A 17914-nucleotide genomic window follows, 5' to 3' on the forward strand; every position below is an offset into this window, starting at 1 on the left:
ATCATGGGGAGCAGGGCACGCCGACGCGGATGCAAAAGAGCGCGCCGGCATCAGCCGGCGCGCGCAGTGCAGAGGGGCCCGACTTAGAAGTCGTAGCGGGCCGCCAGCTGGAAGTCATCCTTGACGTTGAGCTTGCCGCTCTCTTTGCTGTCGAGGTTGTTGATGCGGTACTCGCCGATGACGCGCAGGCTCTTGTTGAACTTGTACTGGGCGCCTAGGGTGTAGTAGTCGATGGAGTCATAGTCGGCCTTGCCGTCCTGCTCTACCTTCTGCTTGTTCCACAGCGCCATCAGGCCGAAGCCGTTCTCGAAGTTGTAGCCCAGCGCCCCTTCCCAGCCGGTGTGATCCTTGCCGGTGGCCAGGAAGTCGGTGCCGTCCGCATAGCTCAGGGCGGCGTAGACGGCCTTGTTGTCGTACTTGGCGGAGAGCAGCCACAGCTTGGCATCCTCTTCCCCGTTCTTGTCGCGGATCCCCACGTTGTAGGCGGTGCCCAGCGCCAAGTTGAACGGGAAGGTGTAGGCCACGGCGGCGCCGTAGGCGGCATCGCTGTCCTTGCTGGTGGTCTCTTCGGTGTCACCGCCGTCGAACTTGTAGCTGGTGTCTACCTGGAAGCCGTTGAACAGACCGGAGTACTTCAGCACGGAACCGGCACGGTTGGTGGCGAAAGTGTCGGTCTTGGCGCCCAGCGCGTCGTTGCCGTAACCATCGGAGAGAGACACGTCGGTCCAGTCAGCCAGGAAACCCGGGGCCCCTTTCTGGCGACCGAAGGTGATGTTGCCCCAGTCGGCGCCAACACCGGCGAACGCCAGACGGGTGCGCAGGTTGTCGGAGTTCTCGCTGATGGTCTTCTCGCTGTCGTTGATGTACATCTGCACTTCGTACTGGGCCAGCGCCTTCAGTTGGCTGTTGATCTGGCTGTCGACCTTGGCGCCGAAGCGGACGAACTGATTGGCGCCCTGCTTGTCGCTGTACTCCTGAGTGCCGTTCGGATGGGTGCTGTCGACCCCTTCCTTCTTGTCACCGAAGAACTGGCCGGCGTAGATGCGGCCGTACAGATCCAGGGTGGTGGTGTCATTCTTGTAAACTTCAACGGCGTGAGCCTGGAAGGCCGCGGTGAGAGCCAGTGCCACTACAGTCAGCTTTTTCATCTTAATCCCTTGTGTTGCAAGCTTTGTTGTAAAAGACGGGGCCATGCTAGGCAGGGGGGATGACAGCGGGGTGACACTCTCGTGAAGTGTCGGTGGCGGTTTGATGTCAAATTGGTGAAAGGGCCGTGTTTTGTGTGACGAACCGCCACTTTTGCGCGCAAAGGTTTGCCCTTGTGGTAGAATGCCGCCCGTTTTCGAGCTCCAAAGGTTGGATATGCGATGAGACGTGAACTGGCAATCGAGTTTTCCCGAGTGACGGAAGCGGCTGCACTGGCTGGCTACAAGTGGCTCGGACGTGGTGACAAGAATATCGCCGATGGGGCGGCCGTTGCGGCCATGCGCCATATCCTCAATCAGATCCAGATCGATGGTGAGATTGTGATCGGCGAGGGTGAAATTGACGAAGCCCCCATGCTCTACATCGGCGAGAAGGTGGGTACGGGTCTGGGCGACGCGGTGGACATCGCGGTCGATCCCATCGAGGGTACCCGCATGACCGCCATGGGTCAGGCCAATGCCCTGGCCGTGCTGGCCGTCGGCGACAAGGGTTCCTTCCTCAAGGCCCCCGACATGTACATGGAAAAACTGATCGTGGGTCCCAAGGCCAAGGGTGCCATCGACCTCGATCAGGCCCTCGAGCTGAACCTCAAGGCCGTGGCCAAGGCGCTCGGCAAGCCGCTCTCCCGCCTGACCGTGATCACTCTGGCCAAGCCGCGCCACGACAAGGCGATCAAGGAGATGCAGGGGCTGGGGGTGCGGGTGTTCGCCATTCCCGACGGCGACGTGGCTGCCTCCATCCTCACCTGTCTGCCGGACAGCGAAGTGGACATGCTGTATGGCATCGGCGGCGCGCCGGAAGGGGTGATCTCGGCGGCGGTGATCCGTGCGCTGGACGGTGACATGCAGGCCCGCCTGGTGCCCCGTCATCAGGTCAAGGGCGACAGCCCGGAAGTGCGTGCGCTGGGCGAGCAGGAAATTGCCCGCTGCGAGGCACTTGGCATCGACGTGAGCAAGGTGCTCAAGCTGGAAGACCTGGCCAAGAATGACAACGTCATCTTCTCGGCCACCGGCATCACCAAGGGTGATCTGCTGGACGGCATCACCAGTGACGGCGTCATGGCGACCACCGAGACCCTGCTGATCCGTGGCAAATCGCGGACCATCCGCCGCATCAAGTCGATCCACTTCCTGGATCGCAAAGACAGCGTGGTGCGCGACATCATCCTCTAATCAGGATGCGTGCGGGGCAACCCCCATGGTACCGCCTGAAAAGCCCGACACTGTCGGGCTTTTTGTTGTCTGTTGGCAAGGACACTATTTCATGGCGGGGCCGGTATAACAGTGAGGAAAATCCCCGCCCTTTGCTACACTGGTTCGCCCTGCCGAGGAAAGCATTACATGGAATGTCGTCAAGGTTGCGGTGCCTGCTGCATCGCCCCCAGTATCAGCAGTGCCATTCCCGGCATGCCCGACGGCAAACCGGCCGGCGTGCCCTGCGTGCAGCTCGATGCGCGGCTGGGCTGCAAGATCTTCGGCCAGCCCGAGCGGCCGGCGGTGTGCGGCGGTTTTCGTCCCATGCAGGACGTGTGCGGCTATCACCGGGAGGAGGCCATCTGGCTCATCGGTGAACTGGAGCGAATGACATCCTGAGTCTGACCCTCTCCCACGGGGAGAGGGTGGTAGCTGGTTCCCCCTCATCCCCGACCCTTCTCCCGCGAGGGGAGAAGGGGGAGCAGCCATTCGGAACAATCCCAATAAAAAGAGGCCGCAACTGCGGCCTCTTTTTATTTTGCGACGAACGGACGTCAGACGTCGGCCAGCTGCAATGCCTGGCGATAGTACTCGTTGGCCTTGTTGGTGAGGCGGCGCTTGTCCATCACCTGACCGAGGGCGTGGTAGACGGCGGCGCTCGGCGCTTTCGCGACCTCCTGCTCCAGCAGGCGCTGGGCGTCGTCCAGCTGACCGGCTAGCAGGTAGACCTGGGCCAGCGCCGCGTCGACGCCAGGTTGATCCTGGATCTTCTGCAGCAGGGTCAGCATCGGCTGGTAGCTGTCGAGCTTGAGCTTGGGCAGACGGGCCAGCAGCTGGGGCGAGACCTGCTTGCGCAGCGCATCCAGCCACAGCTCGGCGGCCTCGTTGTCGGCCCCCAGCTGGCGCAGGCTATCGCCATAGGCGGCCAGCAGATCCGGATCCTGGCGCAGCTTGCGCGGCAGCTCCTGCCAGATCGGGCGCAGGGTCTCGAGGGCGCCGCTGGCGGCGTCGAGGCGACCACGCCAGGCCTGCTGCAGCAGATCCTCTTCCTGTTTGGGGGTCAGCTTGCCCACCTTGTGCAGCACCGGGATGAGGTCGATGAGGGCAGCCCAGTCCTCGCGGGCCAGGTGCACCTGGCGCAGCTGGTCCAGCACCATGGGGTGGCGCGGGTTGAGAGCGTAGACGGATTCCAGCATGGCCAGCGCGGTGTCGTACTGGCCCTGCTCGATCTGCAGCTGGGTCTGGGTCAGGGTCAGTGCCAGCTCGGCCTTGGGATTCTCCTCCTGCGCCTTTTGCAGGTATTGGTCCCGGCGCACGTCATCGCCACGGGCCTGGGCCGCCTTGGCGGCACTCAGGTAGTTGAGCAGCGGGGTGTCGCTGTTGCTGGCGCCCTTGAGCATCAGCTTCTCGGCCTGGCTGTAGTGCCCTTCGGCCATGGCCAGGGTGGCGGCCACGGTCTGCTGGTTGGCCTTGCGGCGCCGGCGCGAGCCGTACCAGCCAAGCGTCTTGCGGCGCAGGCCGAATACCCGGCCCAGCAGCCACTCGACGATGAGCAGGGCACCGTAGAACAGCACCGCCAGGATCACCGCGCTGGTGACCGAAGATTCAACCGTGTAGTTGCCCAGCGAGATCAGCACATAGCCCTTGTTGCCGGAGGCCTGCGGGCCGAAGATGAGGCCGGCCACCATGGCGGCCACCAGTACAATCAGACGAATCATGGTGCCCTCCTCAGTTGCTGGCCAGAATGCGCTGCAGGCGCTCGGTCAGCACCTCTTCCAGCATGGCCTGGGTCTTGAAGCGATCCGGATAGTTGAACTGGATCTGCTCCCCCTTGAGCTTGTCCAGCTCGGACTGCATGTAGTGGGTGGCGCTGTTGTCGGTGTCGAAATACTGGGTCAGCCAGCGTTGGGCCTTGTCCAGGCTGTCGTCATAGAGGGCCTGCTGCTCACGGTAGACGGCGAGCTGGGCCTGCAGCAGCTTGGTCTTGAGGTTCTCGCGCAGGAATATCTCCTGCTGCGGGGAGAGCAGGGCCTCCACCGCGCCGTCACGACGGCGGATGGTGATGAAGTTCTCGGTGAATTTGACCCAGTTCTTCTTCAGGTTGCTTTCCCACTCGTCCGGGTTGGTGCTGACGGCCTGATCGGGCTCGCTCTTGGCTTCCGGCATGCTGACGGTGGAGAGCGGCAGCAGCTCGATCTGATCGGAGAGGGCGGCCAGTTTCAGGGTCAGCCCTTCGCGGTCGATGCGCGGCATCCCCTTGAGCTGGGCGATGTCTTCGGCCAGCGCCTTGCGGATGGGCATCAGGCTGGGATCGTTGAGCGCCTTGATGCGCTCGTCGGCATTGCCGAGCAGTGTGATGGCGGAGACGAGGTCGTGTTCCAGCCACAGCTTGCGACCAGCCATCCGCACCAGGTATTCGGATTCGGCCAGCATCCAGTCATTGGGGCGCTTGTCGTTGAGATCCAGCACCCGGGTCTGCAACCCCTTGAGCTCGTCCTGCAGCAGTTGCTGCTGCTTGCCGAGGGCGGCCAGCTGTTCGCCATCCTTGCTGTTGCTCTGGTCAAGCTTGTTCATGGCTTCGGCCAGTTGCAGCTTGAGCTGGTTCAGCTCGCCCTGCTGGGCCACGGCGCTCTTGTGGCCGTGCAGATAGAGGCCGCCGGTCAGGCCGAGGGCCAGCAGGATGGCGATGCCGCCGACCACAGCGCCCGAGCTGCCCTTCTTGTTGTTGACCTTCTGGCCGGGTTGCTTGTTGTCGGCCACGGAGGCCGCGGCACTCGGCTGGACTTCTTGCTGTTCAGTCATTCCATCTTCCTCAGTTCCAGAGCGGCCGTCAGGGCCTGGTTGGATGCACCCTGGGCAATCGTGATATGGGTAAAGCCCGCCGCCGCGGCCATCTCGGCCACCCGCGGGCTGGGCACCACCAGCAGGCGGTCGCGCAGCCAGGGCAGCTGTTGGTCCGGGACCAGTTCCAGCAGCCGTTGCAGCAGTTCACCGCTGGTGACGAGCAGGCTGTCGAGCCCGGCCGCCTGCCAGTGGCGAGTCAATGCGTCCCCGTCCAGTGCGGGGTAGTGGCGCTCATAGGCCGCACAATAGTGCACCAGTGCGCCGCGTGAGGCCAGCGTCCGGGCGATGAGATCCCGGCCGCCATTGCCGCGCAGGATCAGCACCTGCTTGCCGTTCACCTGTTGCAGGCCGGGCAGGGCCAGCAGCCCTTCGCTGCGCGGATCGTCCGGGCTGAAAGCCTGGATGCCCACCTCGGCGAAGGCATCCGCGCTGGCCTGACCGACCGCAAAGTAGTCAATATTTGGCCAGGTCTGACCAGTTTGCAACAGAAAATGATGAGTGAAATGAACCGCATGCATGCTGACGGCGATGACGATGTCAGCCTGGGGCAGCAGTTCGGGCAGGCGGTGCAGTTCGCTGCCCGCCACGGTTTCCAGCAGCGGGCAGCAGAGCGGTGCGTGGCCGTGCTGGCGCAGCAGTGTGGCCAACTCGGCGGCCTGGGCGGCCGGGCGCACCACCAGCGGGATCATGCCCGGTAGACCTCGGCCAGGATGACATCGGCACCATCGGCCAGCAGGCGCTGGGCCAGAGTGTGGCCGAGGGCTTCACCGTCGGCCAGCGGGCCGCGGATCTCGTCGCGGATGACGCGGCTGCCATCCGGGCTGCCCACCAGGCCACGCAGCCACACTTCTTCCCCCTGAACCAGGGCGTAGGCCCCGATGGGAACCTGGCACCCCCCCTGCAGGGCACGGTTCATGGCGCGCTCGGTCAGCACCCGGATCCGGGTCTCGGGGTGTTCGAGCGGTGCCAGCAGGGCGTGCAGCTCATGATCGTCGAGGCGGCACTCGATGCCGACCGCGCCCTGACCGTTGGCGGGCAGGCTCTGTTCCGGCTCGATGAAGGCGGTGATGCGGTGCGCCATCTCCAGCCGTTTCAGGCCGGCGGCGGCGAGGATGATGGCGTCGTATTCACCGGCGTCCAGCTTGGCGAGACGGGTGTTGACGTTGCCGCGCAGGTCGCGGATCACCAGATCCGGGCGTGCCGCGCGCAGCTGGCACTGACGACGCAGGCTGGAGGTGCCGACCACGGCTCCCTGCGGCAGCTCATCAATCTGGCTGAAGCGGTTGGAAACAAAGGCATCGCGCGGATCTTCGCGCTCGCAGATGGTGTGCAGGCCGAGCCCCTCGGGGAACTCCACCGGCACGTCTTTCATGGAGTGCACGGCGATGTCGGCCCGTCCCTCCAGCATGGCGGTTTCCAGCTCCTTGACGAACAACCCCTTGCCGCCCACCTTGGCGAGAGGGGTATCCAGGATCTTGTCACCCTGAGTGCTCATGGGCACCAGCTCGACCTGCAATTCGGGGTACAGGGCTTCCAGCCGGTCTTTGACGAAGTTGGCCTGCCACAGGGCCAAGGGGCTCTTGCGAGTGGCAATTTTCAGGGTTCGGGCTGCCATATCAATCAGTTGTTTCATCTTTAGAAGGAAAACGATCTTACCACCCTTTGCAGGGGCTTTCATGGCACAGCCCGCAAAAGCGGGCTCAAGCTCAAAAACGGCCGCTGAAAATGATTTTTATTAAGTCTGGCTTGCCGGTTAATTTATTGAAATTACAGATTTTTATTGCTTTCCAATGATACTGTTTAGTGACTTGTCATAAATAATCCGGCGATTGTGTGCGGGCTTGTTTACCACCGCTGTTTGCATTGTTAACATGATCACACTTTTTTGACGTCTCCCCGTTTTGGTGCGTCATTTCTTACCTCGGTATAGGCAGGGCATTGCTGGTAAAACTCGACACGCTGGTGGCGCGCTACGACGAACTCAATCGTCTCAAGACGCAACGGGCGCTAGGTCTCATGAGTCGCTACGGGCAGCAGGTTTTTCAGCTGCTACCCGTCATGCTGCACTTCAATCACCCCCTGTTGCCCGGTTATGTGGCGGGGGATGTGCCGCACGGCATCTGGAGTTTTACCGCCAATGACGCCCAGCAGGCCTTCATCGAGGACCTGTGCCAGAACGCCAACTGCCTGAACGGCCTCACCACCCATGACAAGTCGATCCAGGGGCTCTACTCCATGGGCAGCACCTCGTCCATCGGCCAGTGCTGTCACTCGGATCTCGATATCTGGGTCTGCCACGTGGCTGGTTTGTCGCAGGAGCGGCTCGAGCTGCTGGATCTCAAGTGCCACCAACTCTCCAAGTGGGCCGAGCAGCGGGGGGTCGATCTCAACTTCTTCCTGATCCCCGAGGACAAGTTCCGCCAGCGCAACGATGCCCAGATGCAGGGTGAGAGCTGCGGCAGCGCCCAGCACCTGCTGCTGCTCGACGAGTTCTACCGCAGCGCCATGCTGATCGCCGGCAAGCGGCTGCTCTGGTATCTGGTGCCTAGCGAGTATGACGATCACTACGATGACTACGTCAACGGCCTGTTCGCCCATGGCAAGCTGAGTCAGGATGACTGGCTCGATCTCGGTGGCTTCAACCGCATTCCGGCCGAGGAGTACTTCGGCTCCGCCCTCTGGCAGCTTTACAAGGGCATCGACTCCCCCTACAAGGCGGTACTCAAGTCGGTATTGATGGAGGCCTACTCCCACGAGTATCCCAACACCCGTCTGCTGTCGGTGACCAGCCGCGACTGGTTCCAGCACAACGAGGGGATGCACTACCGGCTCGACAACTACTGCCTGATGCTGGACAAGGTGACCAACTACCTCAAGTCCATCGGTGACATGCAGCGGCTCGATCTGGTGCGCCGCTGTTTCTATCTGAAGGTGTGTGACGGTCTCAGCCACCCGAAGGAGGAGCACTCCCCGGCCTGGCGCCGCGAGCAGATGACCCAGCTGGTGGCCTACTGGGGCTGGAGTCAGGAGCGGTTGCATCATCTGGATCACCGCCAGGAGTGGAAGGTCGAGGACGTCAAGGTGGCGCACGCCGAGCTGCTGGAAGCCCTGATGCAGAGCTACCGCAACCTGATCCAGTTCGCCCGGCGCAACAACATCAGCGAGTCCATCAACCCGGAAGACATCGGCATCCTGTCGCGCAAGCTCTATGCCGCGTTCGAGAGCCTGCCGGGCAAGGTGCAGCGCATCAACCTCAAGATTGCGCCGGACTTGAGCGAGCCGGATCTCAGTTTCGTGCAGGTGCCGCACGGCCGCTTGAACCGCGCCGGCTGGTATCTCTACAAACATTCGCTGGAGCCGGCAGACATCATCGGTCGGGCGCCGCTCGAATATAACGGCTACATCAGCAAGCTGGTGTCGTGGGCCTACTTCAACGGCCTGCTGACGCCGCAGTCGCGAGTGCACCTGTTCAACCAGGGCTCGGATCTGCACATCGACAACCTGCACCAGTTCTGTCGTGATCTGTCCGGCACCTTCCCGGTCAAGTATCCCCGCGCCACCAACCTGGCCCTCAGCCGGCCGTGCGAAATTCGCCAGCTCTCCATCTTCCTCAACCTGGAGACGGACCCGACCAGCCACTGGGTGGGCCAGGTGATCGAATTCGACGCCAACGCCGCCGACGTCTTCTCGTTCGGCCGCAACCAGGAGTGCCTGGTGGGTTCGGTGGACCTGGTCTATCGCAACTCCTGGAGCGAGATCCGTACCCTGCACTTCCAGGGGGACGAGGCGGTGGTGGATGCTCTCACCACCATTCTCGGCAAGATGCACCAGGATGCCGCCGCCCCCGAGATGATCGAGGTGTTCTGCTACAGCCAGCACTTCCGATCTCTGGTGCGGACCCGCTTCCAGCAGCTGGTGGCCGAGTGCATCGAGCTGCGCCTGGCCCGCGACAAGCAGCAGCTGGTCAAGACGCTCGCCCTCGGCCGCGAGAAGTACGGCATCTTCTTCGAGCGGCGCGGGGTGTCGGTCAAGAAGCTGGAGAACGCGGTCGACTTCTATCGCCATATCTCCCACAACAAGCTGGATCACCTGCCGCTGCGGCTCGACAAGACCCACAGCCAGCATCTGCCCGGCATCGTCGATGCCTACGCCAGCGAGGGGCTGGTGCAGTTCTTCTTCGATACCCGGGATGCGGGTACCAACATCTATATCCTGGACGAGGCGAACCGGGTGGAGATCTACCAGCACTTCGCTGGCAACAAGGATGAGCTGGTGCAGGGGGTGAACCGCTTCTATACCTCCAGCCACGAGCGCTTCAGCGACGCGGGCCAGTTCAGCAACTTCAACCTGCCCCAGTACTACGAGATAGTGCAGATCAATGGCGAGCTGGAAGTGATCCCCTACCGCAGCCAAGGTCAGCTGCGCGACGGTGGTCAGGGGCGCGAGCTCGGCTCCGCCGCAGGCGCGGGGTAGTGCAGGGGCCGATCCGGCGTGCGCGCAAGCGCCCCGGTCTCGGCCCCCTGCTGCACAGGATCATCGCTCATATCGAATGAAAACGGCCTGCATCTGCAGGCCGTTTGGCTATCCGCGGTTGGCTCAGCCCGCGAGGCGGGTCAGCAGCCACTGACGGATGTCGTCGAGCTGCGGGCGGCAGATCTCGTGGCGCATCGGGTACTCGTGCCACTCGGGGGAGAGCCCCGCCGCCTCCAGCCTGTTCTTGGCGTCCCAGCCCATGGAGAGGCTCACCACGTCGTCATAGATGCCGTGCATGTAGCAGATGGGCAGGCTGCGGGCAGCCTCGCTCATCTCTCCAAGCAGGGCGTCGGGCGCCGCCAGGTAGGTAGACATGCAGAGCAGGCCCGCCAGTTGCTGCGGCAGGCGCAGGGCGGTGAAGGAGGCAATCACGCCCCCCTGGGAGAAGCCGGCCAGCACTATGCGCTCGGGGGCGAAGCCCTCGGCCACCAGCTGTTCGATCAGCGCGGTGATGCGGGCCGCAGATTCCCTGACGTGGGACTCCACGGCGCGATCAGCCGGGTTGTCGAAGCTCTTGATGTCGTACCAGCCGCGCATCTTGTAGCCCATGTTGATGGTGATGGCGCGCTCCGGCGCATCGGGCAGCAGATGACGCACCGGCAGGTCGGCGGGCAGCGCCAGCGCATCCACCAGCGGCGCCAGGCCGGCGCCGGAATCCCCCAGCCCGTGCAGCCAGATCACCGCGTGACGGGCGCCTTCAGGATGCAGATCGATCATGGCGGGCTGCGTCATCATGGGAACTGGACGGGTTCGCCCGCCTGGGTGGTGCAGGCCTTGCTCAGCAGCGTCTTGAGCTCGTGACCGAAGCGGTTGTCGATCCAGGTTTCCCCTTGCAGCTCGAAGTGGAAGCCGTTCTCGCGGGTGGCGACCCAGATCTGGTGCAGGGGTTCCTGCTTGTTGATGATGACCTTGGTCTTGTTCTCGAACGACAGGGTCAAGACCCCGCCGGCACGCTCACAGTCAATATCCGGATATCCTGCGTCGACGGTGTCCTCCACATATTGGAAAAAGGCGTCGGTCAGGGCGTGATACTCGTGATCCTTCATCGGTTTATCCTGTTGCTTTTAACAATGTGAGTGCGATTATAGAGGGCCAAAAATTTTTTCGCAGCGAACCATTATGATTACCCAGCTTACCAAGTGTCTGCTTGCCACTCTTCTGTCTCTTGGTTTGGCCGCGTGTGGCCTGACGGGACCGCTCTACATGCCGCCCCCCGAGCAGCCCCAGACCCAGAGTACACCGCAAGCACAGACGCCTGCGACCGCCGAGGCTGCCCCAGAGGCCGCGCCGCAATAATTTAGGAAGGAACCGCCCCCTTGGATCACTTTAACTACGACGCCGACGGCCAGCTTCAGGCCGAACACACCTCGCTGCAACAACTTGCCGAGCAGTACGGCACCCCGCTGTACGTCTACTCCCGCGCCACCCTTGAACGCCACTGGCACGCCTTCGACAAGGCGGCGGGAGACATCCCCCATCTCATCTGTTATGCGGTCAAGGCCAACTCCAACCTGGCGCTGCTCAACCTGCTGGCGCGCCTTGGTTCAGGCTTTGACATCGTCTCCGGCGGCGAGCTGTCGCGGGTGCTGGCGGCGGGCGGCGATCCGGCCAAGGTGGTCTTCTCCGGGGTGGCCAAGAGCGAAGCCGAGATGCGCCTCGCGCTGGATAAAGAGATCCTCTGTTTCAACCTGGAGTCGGAAGCCGAGCTGGAGCGTCTGAACCGGGTGGCAGGCGGCATGGGCAAGAAGGCGCGGGTGTCGGTGCGGGTCAACCCGGACATCGACGCCGGTACCCATCCCTATATCTCCACCGGTCTCAAGCAGAACAAATTCGGCATTCCCATCGAGCAGGCGCCCGCGATCTACCGCAAGGCGGCGGCCATGGCCAACATCGAGATCGTCGGGGTGGATTGCCATATCGGCTCGCAGCTCACTGAACTCAATCCCTTCATGGAGGCGGCCGACAAACTGCTGCGGCTGATCGACGGCCTGGCGGCGGAAGGCATCCACATTCACCACCTGGACGTGGGAGGTGGCCTGGGGGTCAATTACGGCGCCGAGCAGCCACCCCATCCCAGCGAATATGCCGAGGCGCTCAAGCAGAAGCTGGCGGGCCGGGATCTGACCCTGTTGTTCGAACCGGGCCGTGCCATCGTCGCCAACGCCGGCGTGCTGCTGACCCGAGTGGAGTACCTCAAGCCGGGTGAGACCCGCAACTTCGCGCTGATCGACGCCGGCATGAACGATCTGCTGCGTCCTTCGCTCTACGGCGCCTGGATGAACATCATCGAGGTGGACAGCCGCACGGCCCACGAGCCGGCGCTGTACGACGTGGTGGGTCCGGTCTGCGAGACCGGTGACTTCCTCGGCAAGGAGCGCACCCTGGCGATCGCCGAGGGCTCCCTGCTGGCGGTGCGTTCCGCCGGTGCCTACGGCTTTACCATGTCCTCCAACTACAACACCCGTCCCCGCGCCGCCGAAGTGCTGGTGGACGGAGCGCAGTCGTTCCTCATCAGAGAGCGCGAGCAGTTGGCCGATCTCTGGCGCGGTGAGCATTTACTGCCCTGATTGTTAATGGATTTCTCTAAGCGTTCCTCCAGGTGAGAGCGTGAACAAGGGTACAGGAACGCACGATGTTGATAGATTTTTCCAAGATGCACGGGCTGGGGAACGACTTCATGGTGGTGGATGGCGTCACCCAGAAGGTGTTTTTCAGCAATGAGGTCATCAAGAAGCTGGCGGATCGCCACTTCGGCATCGGCTTCGACCAGCTGCTGCTGGTGGAGCCGCCCTATGATCCCGAGCTCGACTTCCACTACCGCATCTTCAATGCCGATGGCAGCGAGGTGGAGCAGTGCGGCAACGGTGCCCGCTGTTTCGCCCGCTTCGTGCGCCTCAAGGGGCTGATCAACCGGGATCGCATCGCGGTGAGCACGGCCCGCGGCCGCATCGTGCTGCAGCTGGAAGGGGAGAACCAGGTCACGGTCAACATGGGGGTGCCCCAGTTCGAGCCGGGCAAGATCCCGTTCCGGGCCCAGAAGGCGGAAAAAACCTACCTGCTGCGGGCCCAGGAGCATACTGTGATGTGCGGGGCTGTCTCCATGGGCAATCCTCACTGCGTCATCGAGGTGCCCTCGGTGGCTGATGCACCGGTGGCGACCCTGGGTCCCATCATGGAGCGACACGAGCGCTTTCCCGAGCGGGTCAACGTCGGCTTCATGGAGATGGTCAACGCCAGCGAGATCAAGCTGCGGGTGTTCGAACGCGGGGTGGGCGAGACCCTGGCCTGCGGCACCGGCGCCTGCGCGGCCGTGGTGGTGGGCATCAGCCAGGGCAAGCTCAAGGAGCGGGTCACCGTCACCCTGCCGGGCGGCAAACTGACCATCGCCTGGAAGGGACCGGGTCAGCCGGTCTACATGACCGGGCCGGCCGAGCACGTATTTGACGGTCAGATAGAGTTATAGGCACGGGCGGGGAGGCCCCCGCTCAGCCAAGCACTAATGTCGGGGCCTTGTGCCCCTTTTTCGGATGGACCAACCAAGTTATGAGCGAACTCAAACGGCAGGAACCACTGGTGGATGAAGCCACAGTGCTGGAGTACCTGGCCCGTTATCCCGAGTTTTTCCAGCGCCACGCGGCCATGCTGGACCGGATCCGCATTCCCCACGAACGCAAGGGCACCGTCTCCTTGGTGGAGCGCCAGCTGGACAGACAGCGCGAGCGTATCGAGCAGCTGGAGCAGGAGATCACCGAGCTGATGGGGATCGCCAGCGAGAACGAGCGGATCTTCCGGGTCTATGCCGATCTCTACGGCGAGCTGTACGGCTGTCAGAGCCTGTTCGAAGTGAGCGCCGTGATGGGCAAGGCGTTTGTGCAGCGGCTGCGGCTGACCGGCCTGCGGCTCTGGCTCAGCCCGAAAAAATTCCAGTTGAGCGGCCCCGAGCAGAAGTTCATGGCGGAGGGCAGACAGCTCGAGCAGCTGCTGGGCCAGCGACTGCCGGGTCAGGATTACTACTTCGGTCGACTCAACCAGAGCGAGAAGCAGGCACTGTTCGGCCACGACGTGCTGGTCAACTCGGTGGCGCTGATGCGGCTCGGCGATCTCGGCGTGCTGGCCTTCGCCAGCTCGGATCCGAGCCACTTCACCCCCCACAACGACACCCTGCTGCTGGGCCAGCTTGGCCGCCTGCTGCAACTGCGTCTGCCCGAGCTGGCACGTGGCTAAGACGCCGGCCAGATCCCCCGCCAAGGCGCCACCAGCCGCCGAACCATTGCCGGCTGCGCTGGCCGACGAGTTGGCGGCCTTCATCGAATACCTGCGGGTCGAGCGCCAGCTCAGCCCGCATACCCGCAGCAACTACCAGGCCCATCTGGAAGCCATGACCGCCGAGCTGGTGAAGCTCGGGGTCGACGACTGGGCCCGGCTCGAGGCGAGTCAGGTACGCAGTCTGGTGACCCGGATGCACAAGGCGGGGCTGGCGCCCCGTTCGCTGGCCACCAAGGTCTCCGCCCTGCGCAGTTTCTGCGACTGGCAGGTGCGTCAGGGCCGACTGGTGGCCAATCCGGCGCGCGGCATTGTCACCCCCAAGCAGGGGCGGCCGCTGCCCAAGAACCTGGATGTGGACGAGATGTACCAGCTGCTCAACATCACCGACGAGCAGGATCCACTGGCGGTGCGGGATCGCGCCATCATGGAGCTGATGTACTCTTCCGGCCTGCGCCTCGCCGAGCTGGTGGGGCTCAATCTGGCGGACGTGAAGCTCGACGAGCGCCAGCTCAGGGTGACCGGCAAGGGCTCGCGGGAGCGGGTGCTGCCGGTGGGGCGGATGGCGGTGGAGTGGCTGCACAAATGGCTCAAGCTGCGCCCCCTGCTGGCCGGCGATGAGCTGGAGGCGTTGTTCGTCTCCAAGCGCAAGCAGCGGCTGTCGGCCCGTTCGGTGCAGGAGCGGCTCGACGGCTGGGGCAACAAGCAGGCGCTCAACGCCCACGTCCATCCCCACAAGCTGCGCCACAGCTTCGCCACCCACATGCTGGAGTCCTCCGGCGATCTGCGGGCGGTACAGGAGCTGCTGGGTCACGCCGATCTCTCCACCACCCAGATCTACACCCACCTCGACTTCCAGCATCTGGCCAAGGTGTATGACAGTGCCCATCCAAGGGCGAAGCGGGATCCCGCCACTCCAGACGACGAATGAGGAGGGCCGAGCACGCCCGGCCTCGACAAGAGGAGATACCATGCAGTTCTATCGCCGCTGGCAGCCGGTGGCCGCCATCTCGTTTGACCTCGACGATACCCTCTATGACAACGGCCCTGCCATCGAGCGGGCCGAGCAGTGGATGCTGAGCCATCTGCGCAGCGAATACCTGGCTACCGCCATGCTGGACAAGCCGCGCTGGCAGGCGCTCAAGCACAACCTGCTGCTGGAACAGCCGGCACTGCGCCACGACGTCAGTCTGGCGCGCCGGCACGGCATTCAGGCCGCGCTGATGGCGGGGGGCATGACGCAAGGGTTGGCAGAACGTGAGGCTGCGTCGGTGTTCGCCGGTTTTCTGGCCGAGCGCTCGAAGATTGAGGTGAGTGACCAGACCCACGCCCTGCTGGCCCGGCTGGCCGAGCGCTACCCGCTGGTGGTCATCACCAACGGCAATCTGGACCTGACCCGGGCTGGTCTCGCGGATTACTTCACCCTGGTCTGCAAGGCTGGCCTCGGCAGCAGGATGAAGCCGGCGCCGGACATGTTCGTAGAGGCGCAGAGGGCCCTCAAGCTGGCGCCCGGCCAGATCCTGCATGTGGGGGATCATCCACAGACCGACGTGCTGGGAGCCCGGCTGCACGGCTTCAAGGCCGCCTGGCTCAACGAGCGCGGTCAGCCCTGGCGACAGCTGCAACTGCTGCCGGACGTGGAGCTGACGGCGCTGGGCGAGCTGGCCGAATTGCTGCTCTGATCAGACCTTCACACCCGCCGATTCGCAGCCGACATGCATCCCCTGTCGGCTGATCATTCACCGCAGGCAGCTGCCATCGTACGGGTCATGCCGGAGTGGTCACTCGTTGCGGCAGATCAGCCCGCGCAAATTGTAAGGCTCTGGCTGGTTGACCCGGCAGTAGCTGATGCCGGTGGGCAGCGCCTGCTGCAGGGTGATGGCCGTTTCCCGATAGTTGCAGACCAGGTAGAAGGGGCGGGGGTTGTGGCGATCCAGACTCCAGTAGTGCAGCGCGTCGCTGTCGCCGTTGTCCGGCTTGAGCTGGGCTCGCTCATCGGGGTCGCCGTCGAACAGGGCCAGGTTGTCCAGCCGGTGACTGAGGGGCTGGTGTTGTTCCCCTTGCTCGTTGCGGGTGGCGACCTGCCACTCCGGGCTGGCCCCCAGCTGCTGCTGGCGGGTTTCAATGGTCGCGGGGCAGTCAAATTGCAGGGTGGCGCTCAGGGCCAGTGCGGTCAACAGCATGAAATGCATCTCTGGTAGAAAGCCTGAGCCGCCATGCTACGTCATCGACCGCCAAACAGCGCCATCAGTTTGTCCAGCAGATCCCGTGGCGGGGCGATCTGCTTCATGGCTTCCGCCTCCCGCGCCAGCAGCTCCTGCTGCTCCTGCTGACGGGCGCTCAGCACCTTGTAGAGCGGCTCGAGCAGGGAGCCACGCTGGGCCACCAGCTCCTGGAACATGGCCTGATTGATGCGATAGGTTTCGACGGTCCCCAGGGCCCGCACCGTGAACGGGCTGGGCTCGCCGGTGAGCAGGCTCAGCTCGCCGAAGAAGTCGCCGGCATTGAGGGTGCCGAGCGCCAGCTCGCGCCCTTCCACCTCCACCAGCATCTGGGCATCCCCTTTCACCAGCACGAACAGCCAGCCGGAGACCTCTCCCTGGCTCAGCATCCGATCGCCGTTGACGAAGGGGGCGAACTTGACCTGATCCGCCAGCCGCAGCAGCTCCTCCTCCTGTAGCATGGCGAACAGCGGCAGGCGGCGCAGGGTATCGGTGCGCTCGGCGGTATGCCGCTTGTGGCGCTGATCCTTGTGATCCTGATCCGTGGTCATGAAGACGTTGAAGATGGGGGGCGTCAGGCGTCGGTCGTTGCGGCGCAGGGCGGCATCGATCAGGGTGCGTACCGCCGAGTCGGTGGGATCGTCCACCGCCAGATCGGTGAGCCAGTAGCGCACCGCGTAGCGGGCGATGCCGTTTTCCACGTTCATCAGCAGGCAGTCCGGCTGCGGGCTGGCGGAGACGTGGCGGATGCGGGTCTCCCGCAGAGATTGTTCCACCAGGGCGATGATCTGGGTCGGCAAGGTATCCAGAGTGATGTCGAACCAGACCCAGCGGCGCCACTGCAGGGGGGCGTTCTGCCGCCGTCCGAGCACGGTGAAGCGCTGCTTGAGCAGGTGGCTGTTGGGGATCACCACCGTCTCCCAGTTACGGGTCTCGATGGTGGTGGCACGCCAGTTGATCTCCACCACCCGGCCCTGGGTTGTCTCTACCTGCAGCCAGTCGCCGATGGCGATGGAGTTGTCGAGCTGGATCGAGACACCGGCCAGCAGATTGCCCAGGGTGTCCTGCATGGAGAAGGCGATGACGGCGGTGATGACGGCGGAGGTGGTGACGATCTCGCCGAGGGCCATGCCGGAGGCGTAGAGGCGGAACAGACACCAGCCGATGTAGCCGACCGTGATGACGATGTCGGCGATGATGCGCGGGATGCGGATCTGGCACAGGGGCAGCAGAAACTGGAACAGCAGGATCCCCCAGATCTTCACCAGCACCAGCCCGGCCAGCAGGCTGGAGATCTCCACCAGCCAGTGGTGGGGCAGCGGCAGACGAAACCAGCCCCCTTCGAACTGGATCAGCAGGATCACCACCAGGCTTATCATCACGAAGCCGAGCTCGCTCACCAGCTCCCGCCGACGAGCAGGGCTGCGCAGGAAATGGGTGAAGAGCAAGAGCAGGGTCAACAGGGTCCAGAACGGGTGTTCGCCAATCCACAGCAGGGTAGGTAGCGCAACGAGGTTATCGCTAAACATAGCAGCCCCTTATCATTGGTTATTTCCAGCATAGTTGGTTTCAACCCGCTAAATGGGTGCGGGGCGGGGGCAATTTATTTATGCTGGGCACCGGTCTGACGAGGGAGTGGTACGAGTGCACACG

General features: G+C 63.5%; 18 protein-coding genes. 9 read left to right on the forward strand and 9 right to left on the reverse strand.

The features are described 5' to 3' along the window. Positions 1 to 83: 83 nt before the first annotated feature. A complete protein-coding gene (locus AACQ43_RS16610; RefSeq protein ID WP_168967932.1) occupies positions 84 to 1148 on the reverse strand; it encodes a porin in 1065 nt (354 codons plus the stop codon). Positions 1149 to 1367: 219 nt separating this feature from the next. Here AACQ43_RS16610 and glpX point away from each other — a divergent pair, with 219 nt between their 5' ends. Beyond that, positions 1368 to 2378: a class II fructose-bisphosphatase gene (gene glpX, locus AACQ43_RS16615; protein ID WP_016349240.1), complete on the forward strand. Its 1011-nt coding sequence runs from the start codon at positions 1368 to 1370 to the stop codon at positions 2376 to 2378. A gap of 168 nt (positions 2379 to 2546) precedes the next feature. After that, on the forward strand, positions 2547 to 2798 hold the full coding sequence (locus tag AACQ43_RS16620) for a YkgJ family cysteine cluster protein (RefSeq protein ID WP_011704438.1): 252 nt from the start codon (positions 2547 to 2549) through the stop codon (positions 2796 to 2798). A gap of 155 nt (positions 2799 to 2953) precedes the next feature. On the opposite strand, the gene AACQ43_RS16625 is transcribed toward AACQ43_RS16620, so the two are convergent. Genes AACQ43_RS16625 through hemC form a run of 4 tightly spaced genes read right to left on the reverse strand, consistent with a single transcriptional unit; the run spans position 2954 to position 6858 of the window. Continuing rightward, positions 2954 to 4117 carry a heme biosynthesis HemY N-terminal domain-containing protein gene (locus tag AACQ43_RS16625; protein ID WP_168967933.1) on the reverse strand — a complete coding sequence of 388 codons (1164 nt, stop codon included), beginning with the start codon at positions 4115 to 4117 and terminating at the stop codon, positions 2954 to 2956. 10 nt (positions 4118 to 4127) lie between these two features. Further along, positions 4128 to 5201 carry a uroporphyrinogen-III C-methyltransferase gene (locus tag AACQ43_RS16630; RefSeq protein WP_024946056.1) on the reverse strand — a complete coding sequence of 358 codons (1074 nt, stop codon included), beginning with the start codon at positions 5199 to 5201 and terminating at the stop codon, positions 4128 to 4130. Then, the gene (locus AACQ43_RS16635; protein ID WP_168967934.1) at positions 5198 to 5932 is read right to left on the reverse strand and encodes a uroporphyrinogen-III synthase; all 735 of its coding nucleotides are present in this window, start codon (positions 5930 to 5932) and stop codon (positions 5198 to 5200) included. Before AACQ43_RS16635 ends, AACQ43_RS16630 begins: the two co-directional genes overlap by 4 nt. Then, positions 5929 to 6858, reverse strand: coding sequence for a hydroxymethylbilane synthase (gene hemC / locus AACQ43_RS16640; protein WP_168967935.1), 930 nt, complete (start codon positions 6856 to 6858; stop codon positions 5929 to 5931). Before hemC ends, AACQ43_RS16635 begins: the two co-directional genes overlap by 4 nt. Before the next feature lie 323 nt (positions 6859 to 7181). On the opposite strand from hemC, the gene AACQ43_RS16645 reads away from it, so the two are divergent. Then, positions 7182 to 9716, forward strand: a complete 2535-nt coding sequence (locus tag AACQ43_RS16645) for a class I adenylate cyclase (RefSeq protein ID WP_168967936.1) — start codon at positions 7182 to 7184, stop codon at positions 9714 to 9716. 123 nt (positions 9717 to 9839) lie between these two features. On the opposite strand, the gene AACQ43_RS16650 is transcribed toward AACQ43_RS16645, so the two are convergent. Next, entirely contained in the window at positions 9840 to 10493 is a 654-nt protein-coding gene (locus tag AACQ43_RS16650; RefSeq protein ID WP_168967937.1) for an alpha/beta hydrolase, read from the reverse strand. 14 nt (positions 10494 to 10507) lie between these two features. After that, a complete protein-coding gene (gene cyaY, locus AACQ43_RS16655) occupies positions 10508 to 10822 on the reverse strand; it encodes an iron donor protein CyaY (RefSeq protein ID WP_043125653.1) in 315 nt (104 codons plus the stop codon). 73 nt (positions 10823 to 10895) lie between these two features. Here cyaY and lptM point away from each other — a divergent pair, with 73 nt between their 5' ends. The 6 genes from lptM to AACQ43_RS16685 all read left to right on the forward strand — a co-directional run bounded on the left by lptM (position 10896) and on the right by AACQ43_RS16685 (position 15721). Beyond that, positions 10896 to 11072 carry an LPS translocon maturation chaperone LptM gene (lptM, locus tag AACQ43_RS16660; protein ID WP_017408874.1) on the forward strand — a complete coding sequence of 59 codons (177 nt, stop codon included), beginning with the start codon at positions 10896 to 10898 and terminating at the stop codon, positions 11070 to 11072. Positions 11073 to 11092: 20 nt separating this feature from the next. Beyond that, positions 11093 to 12343 carry a diaminopimelate decarboxylase gene (gene lysA / locus AACQ43_RS16665; protein ID WP_016349249.1) on the forward strand — a complete coding sequence of 417 codons (1251 nt, stop codon included), beginning with the start codon at positions 11093 to 11095 and terminating at the stop codon, positions 12341 to 12343. A gap of 65 nt (positions 12344 to 12408) precedes the next feature. Then, positions 12409 to 13239 carry a diaminopimelate epimerase gene (dapF, locus tag AACQ43_RS16670; protein WP_011704447.1) on the forward strand — a complete coding sequence of 277 codons (831 nt, stop codon included), beginning with the start codon at positions 12409 to 12411 and terminating at the stop codon, positions 13237 to 13239. An 80-nt stretch (positions 13240 to 13319) separates the two neighbouring features. After that, positions 13320 to 14000: a DUF484 family protein gene (locus tag AACQ43_RS16675; RefSeq protein ID WP_016349251.1), complete on the forward strand. Its 681-nt coding sequence runs from the start codon at positions 13320 to 13322 to the stop codon at positions 13998 to 14000. Continuing rightward, the gene (xerC, locus tag AACQ43_RS16680; RefSeq protein WP_106553490.1) at positions 13993 to 14970 is read left to right on the forward strand and encodes a tyrosine recombinase XerC; all 978 of its coding nucleotides are present in this window, start codon (positions 13993 to 13995) and stop codon (positions 14968 to 14970) included. Before AACQ43_RS16675 ends, xerC begins: the two co-directional genes overlap by 8 nt. A 40-nt stretch (positions 14971 to 15010) precedes the next feature. Next, positions 15011 to 15721, forward strand: a complete 711-nt coding sequence (locus AACQ43_RS16685; protein WP_168967938.1) for an HAD-IA family hydrolase — start codon at positions 15011 to 15013, stop codon at positions 15719 to 15721. Positions 15722 to 15820: 99 nt separating this feature from the next. Here the strand turns inward: AACQ43_RS16685 and AACQ43_RS16690 are convergent, their stop codons facing one another. Continuing rightward, positions 15821 to 16222, reverse strand: a complete 402-nt coding sequence (locus tag AACQ43_RS16690) for an STY0301 family protein (protein WP_168967939.1) — start codon at positions 16220 to 16222, stop codon at positions 15821 to 15823. 41 nt (positions 16223 to 16263) lie between these two features. Further along, on the reverse strand, positions 16264 to 17790 hold the full coding sequence (locus AACQ43_RS16695) for a mechanosensitive ion channel family protein (protein WP_118882025.1): 1527 nt from the start codon (positions 17788 to 17790) through the stop codon (positions 16264 to 16266). Positions 17791 to 17914: the final 124 nt, after the last annotated feature.

This window comes from Aeromonas sp. DNRA1, from assembly GCF_963888745.1.
Classification (GTDB): Bacteria; Pseudomonadota; Gammaproteobacteria; order Enterobacterales; family Aeromonadaceae; genus Aeromonas; species Aeromonas hydrophila.

Excerpts from the sequence above, each read along its gene's own strand:
- AACQ43_RS16610 (WP_168967932.1), bottom strand. The coding sequence starts at position 1,148 with ATGAAAAAGCTGACTGTAGTGGCACTGGCTCTCACCGCGGCCTTCCAG.
- glpX (WP_016349240.1), top strand. The coding sequence starts at position 1,368 with ATGAGACGTGAACTGGCAATCGAGTTTTCCCGAGTGACGGAAGCGGCT.
- AACQ43_RS16620 (WP_011704438.1), top strand. The coding sequence starts at position 2,547 with ATGGAATGTCGTCAAGGTTGCGGTGCCTGCTGCATCGCCCCCAGTATC.
- AACQ43_RS16625 (WP_168967933.1), bottom strand. The coding sequence starts at position 4,117 with ATGATTCGTCTGATTGTACTGGTGGCCGCCATGGTGGCCGGCCTCATC.
- AACQ43_RS16630 (WP_024946056.1), bottom strand. The coding sequence starts at position 5,201 with ATGACTGAACAGCAAGAAGTCCAGCCGAGTGCCGCGGCCTCCGTGGCC.
- AACQ43_RS16635 (WP_168967934.1), bottom strand. The coding sequence starts at position 5,932 with ATGATCCCGCTGGTGGTGCGCCCGGCCGCCCAGGCCGCCGAGTTGGCC.
- hemC (WP_168967935.1), bottom strand. The coding sequence starts at position 6,858 with ATGGCAGCCCGAACCCTGAAAATTGCCACTCGCAAGAGCCCCTTGGCC.
- AACQ43_RS16650 (WP_168967937.1), bottom strand. The coding sequence starts at position 10,493 with ATGATCGATCTGCATCCTGAAGGCGCCCGTCACGCGGTGATCTGGCTG.
- cyaY (WP_043125653.1), bottom strand. The coding sequence starts at position 10,822 with ATGAAGGATCACGAGTATCACGCCCTGACCGACGCCTTTTTCCAATAT.
- lptM (WP_017408874.1), top strand. The coding sequence starts at position 10,896 with ATGATTACCCAGCTTACCAAGTGTCTGCTTGCCACTCTTCTGTCTCTT.
- dapF (WP_011704447.1), top strand. The coding sequence starts at position 12,409 with ATGTTGATAGATTTTTCCAAGATGCACGGGCTGGGGAACGACTTCATG.
- AACQ43_RS16675 (WP_016349251.1), top strand. The coding sequence starts at position 13,320 with ATGAGCGAACTCAAACGGCAGGAACCACTGGTGGATGAAGCCACAGTG.
- AACQ43_RS16685 (WP_168967938.1), top strand. The coding sequence starts at position 15,011 with ATGCAGTTCTATCGCCGCTGGCAGCCGGTGGCCGCCATCTCGTTTGAC.
- AACQ43_RS16690 (WP_168967939.1), bottom strand. The coding sequence starts at position 16,222 with ATGCTGTTGACCGCACTGGCCCTGAGCGCCACCCTGCAATTTGACTGC.
- AACQ43_RS16695 (WP_118882025.1), bottom strand. The coding sequence starts at position 17,790 with ATGTTTAGCGATAACCTCGTTGCGCTACCTACCCTGCTGTGGATTGGC.